Here is a 223-nt window from a genome sequence, read left to right as displayed (position 1 = left end):
ATCCGGTATGGGGCAGTATCATGCCCCTCGTCATGGGCGTCCCCGGCTCGAAGTCGGTGCAGGAACTGGCGACGTCGGCAACCAAGCGCTGGGCCTTGATCGATGCGATCCGTGACACATACAACGGCGGCAAGAATATCTGGACGTTCGTTCTCGACCAGTCCGGCCGCAACGATAACAGTGCCACGTCAAGCACATGGTCGAACGCCAAGCTTGGCTTGGT

General features: G+C 59.6%; 1 pseudogene. It reads left to right on the top strand.

The window, feature by feature from the left end:
* Positions 1–223 (top strand): annotated as a pseudogene (locus tag AF337_RS30660) (hypothetical protein); the annotation flags it as partial.

The sequence above is a fragment of the Rhizobium ecuadorense genome, from assembly GCF_001187535.1.
Taxonomy (GTDB): domain Bacteria; phylum Pseudomonadota; class Alphaproteobacteria; order Rhizobiales; family Rhizobiaceae; genus Rhizobium; species Rhizobium ecuadorense.
The sequence above is the reverse complement of the archived record's forward strand: the minus strand, read 5'-3'. Positions and strand labels throughout refer to the sequence as shown.